General features: G+C 72.9%; 21 protein-coding genes. 7 read left to right on the forward strand and 14 right to left on the reverse strand.

The genetic code is table 11. The annotated features are described in order from the left end of the window. Complete coding sequence (gene metX, locus B5D66_RS00045) at positions 1 to 1134, forward strand: homoserine O-acetyltransferase MetX (protein ID WP_144290667.1); 1134 nt, start codon at positions 1 to 3, stop codon at positions 1132 to 1134. 51 nt (positions 1135 to 1185) lie between these two features. Next, complete coding sequence (locus B5D66_RS00050) at positions 1186 to 1638, forward strand: type II toxin-antitoxin system PemK/MazF family toxin (protein WP_235000588.1); 453 nt, start codon at positions 1186 to 1188, stop codon at positions 1636 to 1638. Positions 1639 to 1665: 27 nt separating this feature from the next. Here B5D66_RS00050 and B5D66_RS00055 read toward each other — a convergent pair whose 3' ends face one another. From B5D66_RS00055 to B5D66_RS00070, 4 genes are all read right to left on the reverse strand, one after another. Further along, complete coding sequence (locus B5D66_RS00055; RefSeq protein WP_078759474.1) at positions 1666 to 2181, reverse strand: FBP domain-containing protein; 516 nt, start codon at positions 2179 to 2181, stop codon at positions 1666 to 1668. 194 nt (positions 2182 to 2375) lie between these two features. Continuing rightward, positions 2376 to 2726: a DUF779 domain-containing protein gene (locus tag B5D66_RS00060; RefSeq protein WP_200813464.1), complete on the reverse strand. Its 351-nt coding sequence runs from the start codon at positions 2724 to 2726 to the stop codon at positions 2376 to 2378. A gap of 29 nt (positions 2727 to 2755) precedes the next feature. Next, entirely contained in the window at positions 2756 to 4279 is a 1524-nt protein-coding gene (gene exaC, locus B5D66_RS00065; protein ID WP_078759475.1) for an acetaldehyde dehydrogenase ExaC, read from the reverse strand. A 126-nt stretch (positions 4280 to 4405) separates the two neighbouring features. Further along, positions 4406 to 5680, reverse strand: a complete 1275-nt coding sequence (locus B5D66_RS00070; RefSeq protein ID WP_078759476.1) for a helix-turn-helix domain-containing protein — start codon at positions 5678 to 5680, stop codon at positions 4406 to 4408. Between the two features lie 220 nt (positions 5681 to 5900). On the opposite strand from B5D66_RS00070, the gene B5D66_RS00075 reads away from it, so the two are divergent. After that, on the forward strand, positions 5901 to 7643 hold the full coding sequence (locus B5D66_RS00075) for a pyruvate dehydrogenase (RefSeq protein ID WP_078759477.1): 1743 nt from the start codon (positions 5901 to 5903) through the stop codon (positions 7641 to 7643). A gap of 79 nt (positions 7644 to 7722) precedes the next feature. Here B5D66_RS00075 and paaE read toward each other — a convergent pair whose 3' ends face one another. From paaE to paaA, 5 genes are read right to left on the reverse strand one after another with little or no spacing between them, the layout of a single operon-like run. Continuing rightward, positions 7723 to 8835: a 1,2-phenylacetyl-CoA epoxidase subunit PaaE gene (gene paaE / locus B5D66_RS00080; protein ID WP_394330013.1), complete on the reverse strand. Its 1113-nt coding sequence runs from the start codon at positions 8833 to 8835 to the stop codon at positions 7723 to 7725. Between the two features lie 4 nt (positions 8836 to 8839). Then, complete coding sequence (gene paaD / locus B5D66_RS24865; RefSeq protein WP_235000589.1) at positions 8840 to 9361, reverse strand: 1,2-phenylacetyl-CoA epoxidase subunit PaaD; 522 nt, start codon at positions 9359 to 9361, stop codon at positions 8840 to 8842. Beyond that, the gene (gene paaC / locus B5D66_RS24870) at positions 9358 to 10239 is read right to left on the reverse strand and encodes a 1,2-phenylacetyl-CoA epoxidase subunit PaaC (protein ID WP_144290635.1); all 882 of its coding nucleotides are present in this window, start codon (positions 10237 to 10239) and stop codon (positions 9358 to 9360) included. The genes paaD and paaC overlap by 4 nt, the downstream gene beginning before the upstream one ends. Positions 10240 to 10277: 38 nt before the next feature. Further along, a complete protein-coding gene (paaB, locus tag B5D66_RS00090; protein ID WP_078759478.1) occupies positions 10278 to 10580 on the reverse strand; it encodes a 1,2-phenylacetyl-CoA epoxidase subunit PaaB in 303 nt (100 codons plus the stop codon). Next, on the reverse strand, positions 10577 to 11560 hold the full coding sequence (gene paaA, locus B5D66_RS00095) for a 1,2-phenylacetyl-CoA epoxidase subunit PaaA (RefSeq protein ID WP_078759479.1): 984 nt from the start codon (positions 11558 to 11560) through the stop codon (positions 10577 to 10579). The genes paaB and paaA overlap by 4 nt, the downstream gene beginning before the upstream one ends. Before the next feature lie 166 nt (positions 11561 to 11726). Between paaA and sigJ the strand changes: the two genes are divergently transcribed. Together sigJ and B5D66_RS00105 are read left to right on the forward strand one after the other, a co-directional pair. Beyond that, positions 11727 to 12638: an RNA polymerase sigma factor SigJ gene (gene sigJ / locus B5D66_RS00100; protein ID WP_078759480.1), complete on the forward strand. Its 912-nt coding sequence runs from the start codon at positions 11727 to 11729 to the stop codon at positions 12636 to 12638. A gap of 35 nt (positions 12639 to 12673) precedes the next feature. Further along, positions 12674 to 13105, forward strand: a complete 432-nt coding sequence (locus B5D66_RS00105; RefSeq protein ID WP_078759481.1) for a carboxymuconolactone decarboxylase family protein — start codon at positions 12674 to 12676, stop codon at positions 13103 to 13105. Positions 13106 to 13779: 674 nt separating this feature from the next. Here B5D66_RS00105 and B5D66_RS00110 read toward each other — a convergent pair. Continuing rightward, positions 13780 to 14346 carry a hypothetical protein gene (locus tag B5D66_RS00110; protein ID WP_144290636.1) on the reverse strand — a complete coding sequence of 189 codons (567 nt, stop codon included), beginning with the start codon at positions 14344 to 14346 and terminating at the stop codon, positions 13780 to 13782. 271 nt (positions 14347 to 14617) lie between these two features. Here B5D66_RS00110 and B5D66_RS00115 point away from each other — a divergent pair, with 271 nt between their 5' ends. Continuing rightward, the gene (locus B5D66_RS00115) at positions 14618 to 15664 is read left to right on the forward strand and encodes a fatty acid desaturase family protein (protein WP_078759483.1); all 1047 of its coding nucleotides are present in this window, start codon (positions 14618 to 14620) and stop codon (positions 15662 to 15664) included. Positions 15665 to 15709: 45 nt separating this feature from the next. On the opposite strand, the gene B5D66_RS00120 is transcribed toward B5D66_RS00115, so the two are convergent. Beyond that, the gene (locus B5D66_RS00120) at positions 15710 to 16768 is read right to left on the reverse strand and encodes a glucose 1-dehydrogenase (protein WP_078759484.1); all 1059 of its coding nucleotides are present in this window, start codon (positions 16766 to 16768) and stop codon (positions 15710 to 15712) included. 428 nt (positions 16769 to 17196) lie between these two features. Here B5D66_RS00120 and B5D66_RS00125 point away from each other — a divergent pair, with 428 nt between their 5' ends. Beyond that, positions 17197 to 18093, forward strand: coding sequence for a helix-turn-helix transcriptional regulator (locus tag B5D66_RS00125; protein WP_078759485.1), 897 nt, complete (start codon positions 17197 to 17199; stop codon positions 18091 to 18093). 94 nt (positions 18094 to 18187) lie between these two features. Here B5D66_RS00125 and B5D66_RS26500 read toward each other — a convergent pair whose 3' ends face one another. From B5D66_RS26500 to B5D66_RS00135, 3 genes are all read right to left on the reverse strand, one after another. Continuing rightward, positions 18188 to 18397, reverse strand: coding sequence for a DMT family transporter (locus B5D66_RS26500; RefSeq protein WP_394330014.1), 210 nt, complete (start codon positions 18395 to 18397; stop codon positions 18188 to 18190). Then, entirely contained in the window at positions 18328 to 18720 is a 393-nt protein-coding gene (locus tag B5D66_RS26505) for a DMT family transporter (RefSeq protein ID WP_394330015.1), read from the reverse strand. The genes B5D66_RS26500 and B5D66_RS26505 overlap by 70 nt, the downstream gene beginning before the upstream one ends. A 247-nt stretch (positions 18721 to 18967) precedes the next feature. Continuing rightward, positions 18968 to 19552, reverse strand: coding sequence for a helix-turn-helix domain-containing protein (locus tag B5D66_RS00135; protein WP_078759486.1), 585 nt, complete (start codon positions 19550 to 19552; stop codon positions 18968 to 18970). Positions 19553 to 19566: the final 14 nt, after the last annotated feature.

Raw genomic sequence — 19566 nt, forward strand, 5'->3', positions numbered from 1 at the left:
CTGCCCGTCGGGCTGTGCCCTCCCGCCACCGGTGGGTGGCGGGAGGGCGATCCGGCCGGTGGGCGACGCTGGTCGACGCCTGGGGCACCGTTCCGGCTGGAGTCGGGGCAGGAGCTTCCCGGTGTCCGGCTGGCCTACCAGACGTGGGGGACCCTCGACGCCGCCCGCTCCAACGCGGTCCTGGTCCTGCACGGGCTGACCGGGGACAGTCACCTCAGTGGCCCGGCCGGGCCCGGGCATCCCAGCCCCGGCTGGTGGGACGGCCTGGTGGGGCGCGGCCGGGCGCTGGACACCGACCGCTTCTTCGTGGTCGTCCCCAACGCGCTCGGCGGCTGCCAGGGCAGTACCGGGCCCTCGACGTCCCGTCCCGATGGGCGCCCCTGGGGCTCGGCTTTTCCCCGGCTGAGCATCCGCGACCTGGTGGCGGCCGAGGCGAGGCTCGCCGATGAGCTGGGGATCGCCAGGTGGGCGGCTGTCATCGGGGGGTCCATGGGCGGCATGCGCGCCCTGGAATGGGCGGTGGGCCACCCGCACCGGGTGGCCCGGGCGCTGCTGCTGGCCTGCCCGGCCGCGACCTCGGCCCGCCAGATCGCGTGGACCTCCCCCCAGCTCCACGCCATCGCGGCCGATCCCCACTGGCACGGCGGCGACTACCTCGCCCTCGGTTGTGGTGGCCCACGCGACGGTCTGGGGATCGCGCGCAGGATCGCGCACGCCACCTACCGCGGTGACGGCGAGCTCACCGCGCGTTTCGGCCGCCGGGCCCAGGAGGGCGAGGATCCCGGCGCCGGAGGCCGGTTCGCGATCGAGTCCTACCTCGACCACCACGCCGACAAGCTCGTCCGACGCTTCGACGCCAACAGCTATGTCGTGCTCACCCGGGCGATGAACTCCCACGACGTGGGGCGGGGGCGGGGCGGCACCGCCGCCGCGCTGGCCCGGGTCACGGCGCGGACCATGGTGGCGGGGGTGAGCAGCGACGACCTCTACCCCCTCGCCCAGCAGGCGGAGCTGGCCGCGGGGATCAGGGAGGCGGGACCGGTCCGGGTCATCTCCTCCCCGCACGGCCATGACGGCTTCCTCGTGGAGGTCGAGCAGGTGGCGGCGCTGGTCAAGGAACTGCTGGCCGACTGAGCCGCCCCGGCCGCGCCGTGCGCCCGGGCCGGGGCGGGTTAGGATGCACCCGTGCTGGAGCCTCGTGACCCCTCGCGTGTCCCCGCCGGCCACCCCCATCGCGGCGCCGTCCGCGAAGTGGCGACCGGGCGCAACGCGACCGTGCTGACCTACGCCCCCGACCTGGACGGGCGGGCCGACGCCGGCGAGATCGTGTGGACCTGGGTCCCCTACGAGGAGGATCCCACGCAGGGCAAGGACCGGCCGCTGCTCGTGGTGGGCCGGCGCGGCCCCCTCGTGCACGCGCTGATGCTGTCCAGCCGGACCCCCGACGGCTGGGAGGAACACGACTGGCTGGAGCTGGGCTCCGGTACCTGGGACCGCGACGGACGGCGCTCCTACGTGCGGCTGGACCGACTCTTCGAGCTGGACGAGGACGCCATCCGGCGGGAGGGCGCGGTCCTGGAGGCCGACCGGTTCTGGCACGTCGGCGCGGTGCTCAGGGCGCGCTACGGCTGGCGCTGAGGCACGACGACGGGCCGCTCGCCTCGGCTAGGCGGAGGCCGCGGTGTCGTGCAGGACCCGGTCCAAAAAGCCCCCGAGGTTGGTGGTGGCGCGCGCGATCCGCTCCTCCAGGGTGAGGGACTCGCGCTGGTGCTTGGACGCCTCGGTCTTCTTGCGTCCCCTCAGGTACAGGGAGCAGGCCAGGTCGTCGCATATGTAGGCGCCGACGCTGTCGCCGCGGCGGCCGGCCTCGCCGACCCTGCGCGCGGTGAGCAGGGAGACCCCCGACCCCGCGTGGGCGGTCAGACAGACCGAGCAGACCAGGGTCTTCGTCGTCGCCCTGGCCACGCGCGGCGGGACCCGCAGGACGACCCCCAGGAGCCGTCCGGCGTGCTCGGCCACGATGTAGCCCCGTTCCGGCGCGCCGGGATCGCGCCAGCCGAGGAAGTCGAGGTCGGACCAGGGAAGGTCGGCGAATCCCCGCGGCAGGGAGATGCGGCGCGCCTCCCCCTTCGAACAGTTGACAAAGGAACGACGTATCTCGTCTTCGGTGAGTGGTGACACGAGGAGCGAAGTTAACATCCCATGACCGGTCGTGTCGTCTCCTTTTCCGCGCCGATCCCCCGCCCTTGCCGGCAGGAACGGAAAACCGTCGCCACGGGTGCGCGATATCACATCGGAGGCGGTCGGATCGACCAGCGGACACGCCCGCCGCTGGGCGCAAGGCCGGGGCCGGCCCGAGGGCCGGCCCGTCGCGTTCAGTCGGAAACCTCCCCTTCGTCGAGCAGCCGGGAGCGGATGATGAAGCGCTGCCCGGTCGGCGCCTCCAGGGAGAACCCGGCGCCCCGGCCCGCCACCACGTCGATGGTCAGATGCGTGTGCCTCCACAGCGCGTACTGCGACCGCGACATCCACACCGGCACCGGTTCGGGGGTGCCCGGCTCCAACTCCCCCAGCAGCACGTCGGCAGAACCGATCCGAAACTCCCCCGCCCGATAGCACATGGGGGAACTGCCGTCACAGCAGCCGCCCGACTGGTGGAACATCAACGGCCCGTGCTCCTCGCGCAGCGCCCTCAGCAACCGTGCGGCCCGCGCCGTCAACGCCACCCGCGCGCGGCCCCCTTCCCGCTCCGGCGTCAAAACAGCCCCAGCGCCTCATCGGAGTAGCTCACCAGCAGGTTCTTCGTCTGCTGGTAGTGGGCGAGCATCATCCGGTGGTTCTCGCGGCCGATCCCCGACTGCTTGTATCCGCCGAACGCGGCGTGCGCCGGATAGGCGTGGTAGTTGTTCACCCAGACGCGGCCCGCCTGGATGTCGCGGCCGGCGCGGTGGGCGATGGAACCGTCGCGCGCCCACACCCCGGCCCCCAGGCCGTAGAGGGTGTCGTTGGCGATCCGCACGGCGTCGGCGTAGTCGGAGAAACGGGTGACGGCGAGGACCGGGCCGAAGATCTCCTCCTGGAAGATCCGCATCGAGTTGTCGCCCTCGAACACGGTCGGGGTGACGTAGTAGCCGCCGGCCAGCTCCCCCTCCAGCTCCGCGCGCTCACCGCCGGTCAGGACCCGGGCCCCCTCCTTACGGCCCAGGTCGATGTAGGACAGGATCTTCTCCAGCTGGTCGTTGCTCGCCTGCGCGCCGATCATCGTCTCGGTGTCGAGGGGGTCGCCCTGGCGGATGCGGCGCGTGCGCTCAAGGCCGTCGGCGAGGAAGGCGTCGTAGATCTCGTCCTGGAGCAGCGCCCGCGAGGGGCAGGTGCACACCTCGCCCTGGTTCAGGGCGAACATCGCGAACCCCTCCAGCGCCTTGTCGTAGAAGGCGTCGCGGGCCGCGGCGACGTCGGCGAAGAACACGTTGGGGCTCTTGCCGCCGAGCTCCAAGGTGACCGGGACCAGGTTCTCGCTGGCGTATTGCATGATGAGCCGGCCCGTGGTGGTCTCGCCGGTGAAGGCGACCTTGCGCACCCGGGGGCTCGTCGCGAGGGGCCGGCCCGCCTCGGCGCCGAAACCGTTGACGACGTTGACCACTCCGGGCGGGAGGAGGTCGGCGATCAACTCCATCAGCAGCATGATCGACGCCGGCGTCTGCTCGGCCGGTTTGAGCACCACCGTGTTGCCCGCCGCCAGCGCCGGGGCGAGCTTCCACGTCGCCATGAGCAGCGGGAAGTTCCACGGGATGATCTGGGCCACCACCCCCAGCGGTTCGTGGAAGTGGTAGGCGACGGTGGCCTCGTCGATCTGGGAGATCCCGCCCTCCTGGGCGCGGATCGCGCCGGCGAAGTAGCGGAAGTGGTCCACCGCGAGAGGCAGGTCGGCGGCCAGGCACTCGCGTACCGGTTTGCCGTTGTCCCAGCTCTCGGCGACGGCCAGCCGTTCCAGGTGCTGCTCGATGCGGTCGGCGACGCGGTTGAGGACGACCGCGCGCTCGGCCGGAGGGGTGCGCCCCCAGGCGGGGGCGGCGGCCTCGGCCGCGTCCAGGGCGAGCTCGATATCCTCGGCGTCGCTCCGGGCCACCTCCGTGAAGGCCTTTCCGGTCACCGGCGTGGGGTTCTCGAAGTAGCGTCCGCGCACCGGCGCGACCCATTCCCCGCCGATCCAGTTGTCGTAGCGGGGCGCGTACTCCACCGGGCTCCCGGGCTGTCCGGGCGGAGCGTAGATCACCATGACGGTTGCCTCCTCGTCGGCCTGGGCGGCACGCCGACCTGCGGGCGCCGCCGGGACTGCCACGTTGATGTGACGCTAGTCACCTGCCCGTTGCGCGCACGTTGCACGCACGCGCGGCATCGTCTCTCAGCAGGCGCCGCGTCTCAGCCACGCACGCAGCAGCGGAACGTGGGGGGACCCTTCGGGCAGCGCCCGCAGCGCTGCGTCGAGGACCCTGGGATCGTCACGGCCGTCCGGGCGGCGGGCCCACTCCAGCAGGCTCTCGGCGTCGGCGTCGCGGCCAAGCGCGGTACGGATCTCCCAGGCGAGCTCCTCTCGGATGTCGACCACGCCCGGCGCCGTGGAGGCGGGCAGGACCGGACCCTGGTAGACGCCTAGCGCCTGGCGGTGGCGTCCCAACGCCAGGAGACGGCGGACCTCCTCGATGTCGGTGCGCACCGGCACCGACAACCGGTAGGGCCGCGAGGCGAGGACGCCGGGGCCGAGCAGGCGACGTAGCCGCGCCACCTCCGCGCGGACGGTGACCGCCGCCACGTCGCGCTCGTGCAACCGCGCGCCCAGCCCCTCGGCCGTCAGACCGCCGGGGTGATGGGCGAGCAGCAGCAGGATCTCGGCGTGGCGGACGCCCAGCTCCACGGCGTGTCCGTCCCCGCCGAACAGCGCGCCGTCCCGCCCCAGCACCCGCAGGGGGGCGGGATCGGTCCCTGCGGCCGGCGACGCCGGGGCGAGCGCGCCGGCCAGCCGCAGCAGGCGCAGCTCCCCTTCGACCGCGGCGGCCGCGGCACGCACCAGGGCCAGCGCGTACGGGGAGGCGGCGGTGTCCGCGCCGGTCAGGTCCAAGACCCCGATCACGGCGCCGGTGTCGGGGTCGCGGACGGGGGCCGCCGAGCAGCTCCACGACTGCACGTTGCGGCTGAAGTGCTCGCTGGCGAAGACCTGCGCCTCGTGTCCCAGGGCGAGCGCCAGCGCGGGCGCGTTGGTGCCGGCCCCGGCCTCGGCCCAGTTGGCGCCTTCGACGAAGAGCATGCGTTCGGCCCGCGCGCGCAGCCCCCGCTCGCCCTCCACCCACAGGAGGCGGCCCGCGGCGTCACCGACCGCGACGATGTGGGAACCGTGGTCGGCGGCGTCCACGAGGAGCCGCCGGATCAGCGGCAGCACCGAGGAGAACGGATGGGCCCCTCGACACTCCTCCAGCCGGTCGCCGCTGAGCTCCAACGGCGGCCGGGCGGTCTCGGGATCCACCCCGAGGACCCTGCATCGCTGCCAGGAGTCGCGCACGACGTCGCGTAGCCGGGCGGGCGGGCGGCCCGAGGCGAGGAAGCGCTCGTGGGCCGCCGCCACCGCGCGGCGCAGCTCCCCCGGATCGCTCCCCCGCGGCCAGGCGTTCCCGATGGCGGGCATCGCGTTCCCCCTCCCGCTAGGACCACGCCGCGCCCACATCCACCGGGCCGCGCGGCATCCACACCTCCCAGTTAAACCGGGCCGGACCGCGGTTGGCCAGGAGCGACGGCGCGGATGTGGGTAGAGGAGGGCCGACGCGGCGCTCCCCCCTGTCCGCCCGTCATCAGCGACGCGCCCGCCGCCCGTGGCGGGCCGGAACCGACGTCAAGGGGGCAGGAACGTGGCCAAGCAGACCGTCGCCGACCAGTTCATCGACATCCTCGGCCGGGCCGGGGTCCAGCGGGTCTACGGGGTCGTGGGCGACAGCCTCAATCCGATCACCGACGCCATCCGGCGCACCGCCGGCATCGACTGGGTCCAGGTCCGTCACGAGGAGGCGGCCGCGTTCGCGGCCGGCGCCGAGGCGCAGGTCACCGGACGGTTGACGGCGTGCGCCGGTAGTTGCGGACCGGGCAACCTGCACCTGATCAACGGCCTGTACGACGCGCACCGCAGCATGGTCCCGGTGCTGGCGATCGCCGCGCAGATCCCCAGCAGCGAGATCGGGACCGCCTACTTCCAGGAGACCCACCCCGACCGGTTGTTCGCCGAATGCAGCCACTACTCGGAACTGGTCTCCTCGCCCGAGCAGATGCCGCGGGTGCTGCTGACCGCCATCCGGCACGCGATCGGGCTGTCGGGCGTCTCGGTGGTCGCCCTGCCGGGGGACGTCGCCGGCCGTGACGCGCCCCGCCGTTCCGCACGCTCCACCCCCGACACCCGGCGGCCCTGCGTCCGGCCGGCCGACGAGGAGATCGCCGCCCTGGTCCGGCTGGTCGACGAGTCCCACCGGGTGACGCTGTTCTGCGGCAGCGGAACGGCCGGCGCCCACGCCGACGTCATGGCCTTCGCCGAACGGGTCAAGGCCCCGGTGGGGCACGCGCTGCGCGGAAAGGAGTGGATCCAATACGACAACCCCTTCGACGTTGGAATGTCCGGCCTTCTGGGCTACGGCGCGGCCTACGAGGCCATGCACGAGGCCGACCTGCTCATCCTGGCCGGAACGGACTTCCCCTATGAGGCGTTCCTGCCCCGCGACGTGCGCATCGCCCAGATCGACGTGCGCTCCGAGCACCTGGGCCGGCGGTGCGACCTGGACCTCGCGGTGTGGGGTGACGTCGGGGAGACGCTGCGCGCCCTGACCCCCAGGGTCCGGGAGAAGACGGACCGCCGCTTCCTCGACCGGATGCTGCGCAAGCACGCGGAGGCGCTGGAGGGGGTGGTGGCCGCCTACACCCAAGGGGTGGAGCGGCACACCCCCATCCACCCGGAGTACGTCGCCTCGGTGTTGGACGAGGAGGCCGGCGAGGACACCGTGTTCACCGTGGACACCGGCATGTGCAACGTGTGGGCGGCCCGCTACCTCACCCCCAACGGCCGCCGCCGGGTGATCGGCTCCTTCAGCCACGGGTCCATGGCCAACGCGCTGCCGCAGGCGGTCGGCGCGCAGTTCGCCGACCGTGGCCGTCAGGTCGTCTCCATGTCGGGTGACGGTGGTTTCTCCATGTTGATGGGGGACTTCCTGTCCCTGGTCCAGCACGACCTGCCGGTGAAGGTCGTACTGTTCAACAACTCCTCGCTGGGCATGGTGGACCTGGAGATGATCGTCGCGGGTCTGCCCCCGCACGGCACCGCCTATCCGCCGACCGACTACGCGGCGATCGCCCGCGCGATGGGCGCGCACGGCATCCGGGTGGAGGACCCGGCCGAGGTGCGCGGCGCGCTGCGCGAGGCGCTGCGGCACAACGGGCCGGCGCTGGTGGACGTGGTCACCGATCCCAACGCGCTTTCCATGCCGCCCCGCATCACCGGGGAACAGCTCAGCGGCTTCGCGCTGGCGACGAGCAAGATCGTCCTCAACGGCGGGGTCGGCCGGATGATCCGGATGGCCCGCGCCAACCTGCGCAACATCCCCCGGCCGTGAGTGCCGCGCCGTCTCGGCACCCGGACCGGTCCGTCCGGTGGGGCGGGGCCCACCGGACGGACCGGCGCGCCATCCGGGGTCAGGCGTCGAAGTCGACGGTGATCTCGTCGGATGCGGGAAGCGCCTGGCAGGACAGGGCGAACCCGGCGCTCACCTCGGCGTCGTCCAGCGCGAAGTTGCGGCGCATGCGGACCTCGCCCCGGGTCACCCGGACCCGGCAGGTGCCGCAGACTCCCCCCTTGCAGGCGAACGGCAGGTCCGAGCGGATCCGCTGCGCCGAGTCGAGGATGGGCACCGCGCGCGGGAGGTCGAGCGTCGTCGAACGCCCGTCGAGCACGACGGTGACCCGGCTCGCGGGTCCCGACAGGGCCGGATCGTCGCGGCGCACGGGCTCGGGCGGAAGGTCGCCGACGTGGAACAGCTCGGCGTGGACCCGGCCCGCGGGCACCCCGCGTCCGGCCAGGACCCGGCGGGCGTCGGTGACCATGCCGTAGGGCCCGCACAGCCACCAGTGGTCGACCCGCCCGGGCAGGATGGGCGAATCCAGCAGCGCCTCCAGACGGGCCGCGTCGAGCCGGCCGGTGAGCAGGTCGCAGGAGCGCGCCTCACGCGAGAGGACGTGCACGATCTCCAGGCGGGGACCGTGCGCGTCCTTGAGGTCGGCGAGCTCGTCGGCGAACATCACCGTGTCGGCCCTCCGGTTGCCGTAGAGCAGCGTGACCGACGAGTCCGTGGCGGCCAGCAGCGAGGCGGCGATGGACAACAGGGGGGTGATGCCCGATCCCGCCCCGATGAGGACGTGGCGGGCGGTGACGCCGAGGTCGGGGACGAAACGCCCGCTCGGTGGCGCGACCTCGATCTCGTCCCCGGGCCGGACCTCCTCCACCAGCCAGGTGGAGAACAGTCCTTCGGGGACCAGGCGCACCCCGATGCGGGGGGCCGCCCCGACCGGGGCGCAGATGGAGTAGGTGCGCCGTTCCTCGCGCCCTCGAACGACGCGGCGCAGGGTGAGCGACTGCCCCGGCGCGAAGGCGTAGGTGGAGGCGAGACGGTCGGGCACGTCGAAGGTGACCGCGACGGCGTCGTCGCACAACCGCTCGATCCCGGCGACGCGGAGCGGGTGGAACACCGCGCGCCGTGGCGGCCTGCCCGTCACAGGGCGGTCCGGGGCCGTGAAGGTGCTGGTGGACACCGGTTCAGATCTCCTTGACGTGTTCGAAGGGCTCGCCGCAGGCGCGGCAGCGCATCAGCGCCTTGCACGAGGTCGAGCCGAAGCGGGACAGCTCCTCGGTCCGGTCGGCACCGCACAACGGGCAGCGCGGCAGTCTCCTGGTGGCCGAGAGGGTCAGCGGGACGGGACCGCCGTGGCGGCGGGGCGCCGGACCGGGCGGGGAGATCCCGTGCTCGCCCAGCTTGCGACGGCCGGCCTCGGTGATGTCGTCGCTGCTCCACGGCGGCGACAGCCGGGTGCGCACCTCGACGCGGCCGTAGCCGGCCCGGGCCAGGGCGCGGTGCAGGTCGACCCGCATGACCTCCAGCGCCGGGCAGCCCGAGTAGGTGGGGGTGATGGTCACGACGACGGTCCCGTCGCCGTCGATCTCCACCTCGCGCAGGATGCCGAGGTCGGCCAGCGTCAGCATCGGCAGTTCGGGATCGGCCACCGTGGCGGCGACCCGCCAGGCCTGCCGCACGGCGGGGTTCGCTGTTTCGCCGCTCACCACGACGCTCCCGGATGGGCTCGGGCGACGGCCTGCATCTCGGCCAGCAGCGAGGCGAGTTCCCCGCTGTGCTGGCCGTCGCGGCCGGCCACGACGGCCGGCGGGACCGGTCCTGGCGACCGCAGTGTCGCCTCCCGCACCACCTGTTCGACGACGCCGAGGACCTCCACGCGCAGGCCGGCCGGGTCGGCCGCGACCGCGCCGTCGACCAGGCGCGCCTCGACCGGGTGGACGGCGAACAGTTCGCCGAGGTCGGGCCAGACCTCGGCGAGGCCGGCGGCCATGCGCTCCCGGGACAGCGGGGTGCCGTCCCCCAGGCGTATCACCCACCCCGCGGCGTACTCGCGATGGTAGGCGAGCTCGTTGACGCCCTTGGCGGCGACCGCCGCGAGCACCGGGTCGGCCGAGGAGCGCAACCGGTCGAACAGGGCGAGGCGCCAGGTGGAGAACACGAACAGGCGGGCGGTGGAACGGGCGAAGTCGCCGTTGGGCGCCTCGACGAGACGGACGTTGCGAAACTCCGGGGCGTCGCGGAAGAAGGCGAGGGCGTCCTCGTCGCGTCCGCTGCCGTCCACCCGTCCGGCGCGCGCCAGGAGCGGCCGGGCCTGACCGAGCAGGTCGAGCGCGATGTTGGCGAGCGCCACCTCCTCCTCCAGTTCCGGTGCCGAGGTGCACCACTGGATCAGTCGCTGGGACATCACCAGGGCGTCGTCGGCGAGCATGCAGCAGTACCGGGAGAGGTCGTCGGCGTCGACGCCGGGGGGCACCGGCGCGTCGGCGTCGAGGGGGGCCGCCACGAACCCGGTGCCAAACGCCCACCCCGGCTCGGTGCCGCCGTGGTCCTCGCTCAGTGCCGCATAGGGGTTGTCGCCACTCATCGGGTCTTCCTCGCTGTTCTGCGGCTTCGCCGTGTCCCTCACATGTGGGGGACGTCCTCGGGGATCGGATAGAAGGTGGGGTGGCGGTAGACCTTGTCGGCGCTGGGGGCGAAGAAGGGGTCCTTCTCGTCGGGACTGGAGGCGCTGATGGCCTCGGCGGGCACCACCCAGATACTCACCCCCTCGTTGCGGCGGGTGTAGAGGTCGCGCGCGTTACGCAACGCCATCTCGGCGTCGGCGGCGTGCAGCGATCCCACGTGGACGTGGTTGAGCCCGCGCTTGCCCCGCACGAACACCTCGAACAGCGGCCAGTCGCCCCGCGGCTCCCCTTCCGCGCTCATGCCGGGACCTCCTCGGTGGTCCGCGCGCGCCGCTTGGCGGCGTGGGCGACCGCGGCCTCGCGCACCCATGCGCCGTTGTCGTGGGCGGCCCGGCGCCGGGCGATCCGCTCGGCGTTGCAGGGGCCGTCGCCGGCGATGACGCGCTTGAACTCCTCCCAGTCGGGCTGCCCGAAGTCGTGGTGGCCGCGCTCGGCGTTCCACCTCAGTTCGGGGTCGGGCAGGGTGACGCCGAGCCGGCGGGCCTGGGGGACGGTCATGTCCACGAACCGTTGGCGCAGTTCGTCGTTGGTGTCGCGCTTGATGCGCCAGGCCATCGACTGCCGGGTGTTGGGGGACTCGGCGTCGGGCGGGCCGAACATCATCAACGCCGGCCACCACCAGCGGTCCACCGCGTCTTGGACCATCTCCCGTTGCGCGGGGGTGCCCTCCATCATCCGCATGAGCAGTTCATAGCCCTGGCGCTGGTGGAACGACTCCTCCTTGCAGATGCGCACCATCGCACGCGCGTAGGGGCCGTAGGAGCTCCGGCACAGCGGCACCTGGTTGCAGATGGCCGCGCCGTCCACCAGCCAGCCGATCACCCCCACGTCGGCGAAGCTCAGGGTGGGGTAGTTGAAGATCGAGGAGTACTTCTGCCGTCCGTTGATCAGCCGTTGGGTGAGGTCGGCGCGCTCCACGCCCAGCGTCTCGGCCGCCGCGTACAGGTAGAGCCCGTGTCCGGCCTCGTCTTGCACCTTGGCCAGCAGGATCGCCTTGCGGCGCAGGCTCGGCGCGCGGGTCAGCCAGTCGCCCTCGGGTTGCATCCCGATGATCTCGGAGTGCGCGTGCTGGGCTATCTGGCGGATCAGCGTCTTGCGGTATCCCTCGGGCATCCAGTCGCGCGGTTCGATGCGCTGTTCGCCGCTGATACGCGCCTCGAAGTGGGCTTGGAGCCCGGCCTCGTCCGGCGGCGCGGTGGCGCGTCCGGTCGCCGTGGCCATCGTCCCCCCTTTCCTTACCGAACATTCGGTCAGTAATAAGTGTGCTCTAGACGCCCCACCCGGCACAACCCCTGTTCCGCTCCCTCCCACCGACCTCGCGGAGGCCCGCTTCCCCCGCCCCCTAGGCTGACCGGAGAGAACGGGACAGGCGAGGGGAGCCGAGCGCATGACCGGGTCGCCCGAAACGGACGATGTCCTCAAGACAGAGTGGGAGATCCACCGCCCCGCGGTCTTCGGCGTGGCCTACCGGCTGCTCGGAAGCGTCGCCGAGGCCGAGGACGTGACACAGGACGTGTGGCTGCGGGCGGCAGGGACCGACCTGCGCGACATCGCGAACCTGCGCGCCTGGCTGATCACGGTCGCGGCGCGGCGCTCCTACGACATCCTCGGATCCGCGCGGGTACGGCGCGAGAACTACGTCGGGCCGTGGCTGCCGGAACCGCTGTTGACGGGCCCCGACGCCGCGGAGCCGGTGCTCGTGGACGAATCCGTCGCAACGGCGATGCTGGTGGTCATGGAGGAGCTCACCCCGGCCGAACGGGTGGCCCTCGTCCTCCACGACGTCTTCCAGATCGAGTTCGCCCGGATCGCCGAGGTACTGGGAAGCTCCACGGCGGCGGCCCGCCAGCACGCCTCGCGGGCACGGCGGCGGGTGGCGAGGGCCCGGGGGCAGGCGCCGCAGGCTCCACGGGCGGAACGGGACCGGCTGGTGGCGGCTTTCCGGGACGCCTACGAGGCCGGCGACCTGGCCGCTCTGGTCCGCCTGCTCCACCCCGACGCCGTGTACGTCACCGACGGTGGCGGCGAGGTCCCTGCGGCCCGCAAGCTCATCCACGGCGGCGCCCGCATCGCCGAGGTGCTGCTCCGGGTGTTGCGCAGGTACCACCCCGAACACGTGGGTCTCGTCGAGGTCGGTGGCGAACCGGCGCTCGTGGTCATGTGGGACGGGCGTGTTCGCGCGGTCGACACGCTGGAGATCAGGGACGGCAGGATCATCGCCTACCGCAGGGTGGTCAACCCCCACAAGATCGCGCACCTCCCTCCTGTCACATCCGAACGGTCCGTTCCGTCCTCCTGACGACCGTGCCATGACGATCCAGGAGAGAACAGACGATGACCCGCATGAACGTCGCCGAGACGGCGCCAGCCCCCTACCGCGCCCTTCTCCAGGCCGACGCCGCCCTGCGCACCGGTCCCTTGGACGCGACGGTGCGTGAACTCGTCAAGCTGCGCGCCTCACAACTCAACGGATGCGTCTTCTGCGTCGACCTGCACGCGGGCGAGGCGCGTGGCAACGGGGAGTCCGAGAGGCGGCTGTACCAGCTCGCCGTGTGGCAGGAGTCGGAGCTGTTCGACGCCCGCGAGCGGGCCGCCCTCGCCTACACCGACGCGGTGACCCGTCTGGAACCCGTGGGCGACGACCTGTGGGAGACGCTGCGCCGCCACTTCCCCGACGAGGCCGAACTGGGCCACCTGGTCACGCAGGTCGCCCTGATCAACGCGCTGAACAGGGTGGGCGTGCCCATGCGGATGAGGCCGGCCTGACCCACACCGCCATCCGGAGCGGTCCGGGCGGCGTCTCGCCTCGCGCGGACCGCCCGGCCCGGACCGGCCGCGAGCGCGACCGTGGGGCGATGACCGCGCCCCGCGCCTGGGCGCCAGAGGGGTCCACGCGGCCAAAGGCGGCTGCCGCGCAGGTCGCAGCCCCAAGACCACCGGCAGGTCTCCGCGCGGTGCCGCGCCCTCGCGGGTCGGCGCCGGCGCGGCCGGCCTCGGGCACGCGGACGTCCTCGAAGCGGGGGCCGCGCAGGTCGGCCCGGAGGCTCGGAGGGAAGGATCGCCCTGGCCCGCCGCCCTCGACCGGCCCCCGGGGCGGATACACCGCCGATCCCGCACCCGGTGAACAAGCACCGGGTGCGGGGGCGGTTCGGGAGGGCCGCCGCGGTGGGGAGGAGACGTCGAGATGGACGCGGTGGAACGCGGCGGCGGAGAAGACGGCGCCCTCGCCGCCCGTCCCGGTCCTGTCCACATCGACGAGGGCGGTCTCACCGCCCCTGGTCCGGACGGGTCCGCACCGTTCCCGCCCATGGAGCGGACCGCGCATGGGCGGCCGGTAGCGGTCCGGTCGTGGACGCGGTCGGCCACGCCCACGGCCTCGCATCGCCGCATCCCGCCGGTGGCGCCGGAGCGCGAAAGGGCCGGGAGGGGACACGCGGATGTTAACGGGGGATGTCGACACACGCCAGGAAGGCACCCGTGCCGGCCTGGTCCCGTCCTCCCGCACCGCTGTGGACCACCAGGGAGGCCACATCCTGCGGGTCGATCCGCCAGCCCAGCGTGTTGGTCGCGTGCGCATCGCCCTCGGCGTCCGCGGAGAGCGAGAACCAGACCTTCTCGCCGTTGTGCCGGTAGGCCGGGTTGGGGGAACCCGATCCCGGGGAGTCGGGGTCGTCGTCCTCCGCCGGCACCGGGGTCGGCGCCTCCGGGGTGCAGGGCCGCACGTGCAGGTCGGCCGCGTAGTCGTGCCCCGGGTCCAGCCCGGAGGCATAGACGCCGACCTCGCTGCGCTGCGCGGCGATCTCCTTGAACGAGACCGTGATCTCGGCCCCCGCGGGGACCGACTCGTCGTAGCCGTAGGCCCCCGTCCCCTCGTCGCCGGCCGGGGCGACGGTCGCGCGGACCACGCGGTCGGCGTCGGTGGGGACGAGCGCCTCGGGCGGACCGTCGACCGGTAGTGGCGTCTCACCTCCCCCACAGCCGTTCGCGCACACCGTTACGGTCGCCATCAGCACGAGCGCGCCTCGCCGCATCGTCCTCCCCCGCTTCCGTTCCGCTCGTCGCCGGTGTCCGGCCGGACTCCGGGACCTGCTACCCGAAGGGGCCCGACCGACCCCCCCACTCCGGCGTGGTGAAGCACCCGGACGGGGTGGGACCGATTCCACCCCCAACCTTGGTGCGCGCACCCTGGAGGTGAGCGGCTCCGTTGCCTAGGCTGGTCTTCATGCCCGCCGAACTTCCCCGGCGCCTGGCCTCTCGGGGCCGTGACGAGGAGATGAGATGACCGCGGATATCGATGGTGGGAGCGCGTCGCCGCGCTCCCGCGGTGGTAGCGACTTCGCCCGCCTGTCCCGCAGGATCACGGCGGCCGGACTGATGGATCGGCGCCCCGGCTACTACGTGGTACGGCTCGGCCTGGTCGGGACGCTCTTCGTCGCCGGCTGGGTGGCTTTCGCCCTGATCGGCGACTCCTGGTGGCAGGTCCTCATAGCGATCTACCTTGCCGTGGTGTTCGGCCAGGTGGCGCTGGTCGCCCACGACCTCGCCCACCGCCAGGTGTTCCGTGGCCGCCGCCCCAGCGAACTCGCCGGCCGCATCGCCGGCAACCTGTGCATCGGCATGGGCTACGGCTGGTGGATGGACAAGCACACCCGCCATCACGCCAACCCCAACCACGAGGAGCTGGACCCCGACGTCGCTCCGGAGATCCTGGTGTGGTCCCCCGAGCAGGCCCGCTCCAGCCGGGGGCTGGCCCGGCTGCTGGGCCCTTGGCAGGCGTTCCTGTTCTTCCCCCTGCTCACCCTGGAGGGGATGAACCTGCACGTGGCCAGCGTGCGCGGACTGTTCCGTAGCACGCTGAAGCGGCGGTGGCTGGAGGGCACGCTGTTGTTCGGCCACTTCGCGGCCTACCTCGCCGCGCTCTTCCTGGTGCTGTCGCCCGGCAAGGCCCTGGTCTTCCTCGCCGTGCACCAAGGACTGTTCGGGATCTACCTGGGATCGGCCTTCGCCCCCAACCACAAGGGCATGCCGACCCTGACCGGCGAGCCGAAACTCGACTTCCTCCGCAAGCAGGTGCTGACCTCGCGCAACGTGCGCGGTGGCCACGTCGTGGACATCGTCCTGGGCGGGCTCAACTACCAGATCGAGCATCACCTGTTCCCGAGCATGCCCTCGCCCAACCTGCGCCGGGCCCAGCCGATCGTGGAGGCCTACTGCGCGGAGATCGGCGTGCCCTACGAGCAGACGGGGCTGATCGCCTCCTACCGCGTCGCGCTGGGCCACCTGCACCGCGTCGGAGCCCCGCTGCGCCGCGGAGAGCGAGCATGAGCGCCGCTCCCGCCCCCACCCGAACGTGACGGAGGGGGCGGGAGCTCAGCCCGTCCCGTCCAGTTCGATGACGACTTTGACGTCGCCGGGCCGGTAGGCGAAGGCCTCGGCGAAGTCCTCCAGGGGGACGCGCCGGCTGACCAGCCGGGACAGCCAGGCCACGTCGGCGCGGGCGAGCGCGTCGGCCGCCAGGCGGTAGTGGCGCAGGTTGGCGTTGACCGAGCCGATCACCACGTCGTTCTCCAGCACGATCTTGCGGTTGACCGCGCCCATGTCGGCCGGGATCGTGGCCCCCGGCGTGGAGACCCCGAGCAGGCAGACGATGCCGTAGGGGCTGGTGATGGTCATGACCCCCACAATGATCTCCTCCGCCGCGGTCGCCTCGATCACGATGTCGGGCCGGACCCTGCGGGCGAGCTCCTCCAAGCCGTCGCAGTGGTAGGTGGCGCCGAGGTGGGCCAACAGGGCCGGCTCGGGGCCGCCGCCGGCACGGCCGAGGACGTGCACGTCCAAGCCGCGTTGCACCCCGAGCAGCGCGGCGAGCAGGCCGATCGATCCGGCTCCGGTGACCAGGACCGACCTGGGCTCGAAGGCCGAGCGGGCGCCGACCTTCTCGATCTGGTCCCAGGCCTTGGCCACGATCGTGGTCGGTTCCATGAGCATCCCCACCTCGGCCAGTTCCGGGGCGAGGCGGACCGCGTAGTCGGGGTCGACGACCCAGCGCTGGGACGCATACCCGTCGATCCCCTTGATCCCGCGTTCGGTGTAGCCGTCGTTGCGGCACATGTCGAACTCGCCGTGGGCGCAGGCGAGGCACGGTTCGGGGTCGGGCCGGCGCACCACCCCCACGACCAGGTCACCGCTCCGGAACCCGGACCCGTCGGGGGCCGCGCGGACGCGGCCCAGCGACTCGTGCCCGATGACCAGACGCCGATGGCCCGGGGGCGCGCTCCCGTACAGCCCCTCGGCGATCTCGCGGTCGGTACCGCACACCCCCACGGCCATCCCATCGACGAGCAGGTCGCCCGGTCCCGGTTCGGGCTCGGGGACGTCGGTGACCTGGAGCGAGCCCTTCTGTGACGGAATGACTGTCAAGGCGCGCATGTCGCCTCCTCCTCACCGTCCTCGCGGTCTTTGCGGGGGACGCCGCTGCCCTCGCGCGAGAGCCGCAAACCCGGGGACCGCCCGGCCCCGTGGGCGACGGCGACGACGTCGCCCACGGGGAGCCGATGCGCGACCGGCCGCTCCGCTACGCCGTCCCTCGGAAGGCGGTCTGAGGGGACCACGGGGAGGCGGGAGCCCGGGCACTGCCCCACGGCCGTGGCCGCCGGCGCGGCCTCGACGACTCGCCGCAGGCGGGGACGGTGAGCACCCAGTGGCGCCCCGTGCCCGCCGCCGGGTCCTGACAGGGCCTCCCAGGCGGCCGGCCGGGGGTGTTTGACTGCCGGCCCTGTGACGGCAGCAGGCGCTGTGCCCCGAGGGGGTGTCCCAGAGCCTCCCACGCCCCCGACCGCCGTCCATAACCTGAGGACATGGACAAGAAGACCGTTCGCGAGTTCCTGGTCAGCAGGCGGGCTCGCGTGACGCCGGAGCAGGTGGGCCTGCCCGTCTACGGGGACGATCGCCGTGTGCCCGGGCTGCGCCGCGAGGAGGTGGCGATGCTCGCGGGGGTGAGCGTCGACTACTACACCCGGTTGGAACGCGGCAACATCGGCGGCGCCTCCGAGAGTGTCCTGGAGGCGATCGCCACCGCCCTGATGTTGGACGAGGTCGAACGCGCCCACCTGTTCGGCCTCGCCCGCGCCGCGGCCGGCACCCGCCGGCGTCGTTCGGCGCGCCCGGCCGGCGGGGTGCGTTCCTCGGTGCAGCGGATGCTCGACGCGATGGCCGTCCCCGCGGTCGTCCACAACGCCCGCCAAGACCTGGTGGCCGCCAACCGGCTGGGCAGGGCGCTGTACGCGCCGCATTTCGACACCGACCAGCCGCCCAACATAGCGAGGTTCGTCTTCTTGGACCCCCGGGCCCGCGACTACTACGTCGACTGGCCCCTGACCCGGCGCACCGTCGCGGCGATGATGCGCCTGGAGGCCGGGCGCGCGCCTCTTGACGAGGGGCTCACCTCGCTGATCGGGGAACTGTCGGCGCGCAGCGCCGTCTTCGCCCAGGACTGGGCGCGCCACAACGTCCACAGTCACCGCACCGGCACCAAGTCGTTCCGGCACCCCGACGTCGGCCTCATCGAGGTCGCCTTCGACGTGTTCGAGCCGACCGGGGACGACCGGCTGTGGATCGTCACCTACACCGCCGAACCCGGCACCCCCTCGGCGGACGCCTTCGCCCTCCTCGGCTCCCTCACCGCCACCCACGACGCCGCCCGAGAGCCGCGCGGCGCCGCCGACGTGGATTCCACGCGGTCAGCGGACCGCTAGGGCGGCGCCCGACCTCGCCGCCCGGCCCGGGCGGGGCCGCCATCGACGGCGGCACCGCCATGCGGCGTGGTGGAGACCCCACGCCGCACTAGGACTACCCGGGTTCGGGCGCGTCTTCCGGCGGTCTGCCCGGTACCAGCTTCAGCCCCACGACCGCCACGATGATCCCGGCGACGAAGACGATCTTGCCCACCGAGACGCTCTCGGCCGCGGTGGCCATCGCGTAGATCACCGTCAGCGCGGCGCCGACACCGGCCCACACCGCGTCCCCGGTTCCGACGGGGATGTGCTTGACCGCCCCCATCCCAGGCCGAACATGCTCACGGCCAGGGCGACGAGGAACACGACGGTGGGGCGCCAGCGCCTGAACCCCCGGGAGGCCGACAGGGCTATCGCCCACACCGCCTCCAAGACACCCGAGACGACCAATACGAACCACGCCATAGGCGACCTCTTCCCAGGCCGTCTTGTCGTGGTGCGGGTACGGCTCCCTCGTCCACGGGTTCGCTCGCCAGCCCCTTGTACAACTGTACGAAATCGCCTCGCCAAGGGACATGCCCCCTCGGGGCCGCGAGCCCCTGCGATCGACCCGCCTGGACGACCCTCCCCCCGCCCCTCGACGATCATCCCCGAGTCCGCGGGGTTCGCGCCCGAAAAGCGCCCGCTCCGGCGTGGCGCCACGGCCCCACGGGACCTCCCCGGGGAGCCGGCGCCCCCAGAATCGGAAGGCGGCACGGGACAACGGCACGGTGTACCCCCGGCAGCCGGTACCCCGACGCGGGTCGTTCGCAGCGAGGACGGGGACACCGATCGCGCCACCGGACCCCGCGACCTCCCCCGGTCGGCGGACCACCGCCCTCCGGGCACCCGAGGGTCAGGAGGGAGAGGTCGGACCGGGTGGCAGGTGGACCGTCATGATCAGGTCACAGGTCCCGCTACCCGAACCCCGGTAGGCGTGGGGGACGTCACCGTCGAAGGTGGCGGTCTGCCCGGCCTCGAGGGGATGCTCCTCGCCGTCGACGACCAGGACCATCCGGCCGGAGGTGACGCTGACGGTCTCCACGACTCCGGCCTGGTGGGGATGGCTGGAGTACTCCTCATCCGGCTCCAGCCGCCAGCGCCAGACCTCAACAGGGGCCGGCCCCGAGGTCGTCAGCACAAGCCGCGCCTGGCTCCCCCGCTCACCGGTCCACAGTGGCGCCACGGCGTCGGCGGCCACGACGCGGACACGGCCTTCGGGCGGCCCCTGCATCAGGGCGGACACCGAGATTCCGAGGGTGTCGGCCAGCCGGACCAGGGTGGCCAGGTTGGGGTTGCCCTGGGCCTTCTCCAAACCGACCAGGGCCCCCTTGCTGACCTGGGCGCGCCTGCTGAGCTCCTCCAGGGTCAGGCCCGCTCGGACGCGGGCCGCCCGGACGTTGCGCGCGACCACCCGCAGGGCCGCGGCCGTCTCGGCCATCTGACTCTCCATCC

The organism is Marinactinospora thermotolerans DSM 45154 (assembly GCF_900167435.1).
GTDB classification, from domain to species: domain Bacteria; phylum Actinomycetota; class Actinomycetes; order Streptosporangiales; family Streptosporangiaceae; genus Marinactinospora; species Marinactinospora thermotolerans.